Below are 944 nucleotides of genomic sequence, written 5' to 3'. Positions count from 1 at the left end.
GTTTGTGTCTCAGCAATGGTTGATTTTTCTTCCACACGCACAAGGATAATTTGTGCCTCAATCCCCTGTGCGCACACAGCATTAATAACATCAAGAGCCGTGCCTCTTGTCCCAAGCTTTTGGATTTTTTCTGTATCATGGGTGAAGACCAATACAGGCTCGTTGAGGGGAAAAACTTGGTTGTCAGCATCAGGGGCTGTAACAACCGCCCCAATGGCGGTCTGATCAAATGTTGCTAAAGGACGGGAATCCTCACCAGCCTCTACAATGCGAATCCCATGATTAAATTCTATTGCCATCTTGCTCTCCAAATCAATGAAGAGAGAATAACAACCATCACCATGCTCCATAAGCCTGACACTGTCAGTCAAAAAAAGCCCTTTCAAAGGGCTTTTAAAGAGCGATAAAAGGACTTAAAAACATATAAGCCTGCTTATAGAACAGCTATCCATTTGACTTCTGTCGTATCTTGGTTACTTGTGCATCCATTTATTCTTTCCATAACCTTATAAGGACAGCACCATCGGCTCCAGCACCGCTTGGAGAGGAATCTCCATGAGAGCCAGCACCACCACCACCAAAACCACGCCCTGCTTTTCCTGAACTATAGGAACCTTGTCCTATCCCTCCAGCGCCACCTCTTGATGTATCACCCCCAGCATCACCTCCGTTACCGCTTGTCTTACTCGTAATTCCGCTTGTTCCAGCATAACCATTCCCGCCTTTAGCAAGTCCTAGGTGCTCATCCGTTGCCAAGCCAAAGTTTCCACCTGTTCCTCCAGCACCGCCACCGCCTGAATAGTAGGTAGTCGTACCACCACCAAATCCCGTGTGAGATTGATAGGCAGAAGCACCCCCACCACCATGTCCTCCTGTCGCCGTAATAAAATTCTTTCCAACAGCTGTTGTTCCTCCAGACTTACCGTTTACACACTGCTTTCCCA

At 47.4% G+C, this 944-nt stretch carries 2 pseudogenes; both read right to left on the bottom strand.

Annotated elements, in window-relative coordinates:
- Positions 1-299: pseudogene (locus ACFINZ_RS10115) on the bottom strand (phage tail protein); the annotation flags it as partial.
- A gap of 190 nt (positions 300-489) precedes the next feature.
- Positions 490-944, bottom strand: a pseudogene (locus tag ACFINZ_RS10110) (hypothetical protein); the annotation flags it as partial.

Source organism: Bartonella sp. AA81SXKL (genome assembly GCF_042196945.1).
GTDB lineage: Bacteria > Pseudomonadota > Alphaproteobacteria > Rhizobiales > Rhizobiaceae > Bartonella.
This window is presented reverse-complemented; position numbering and strand designations above follow the sequence as displayed.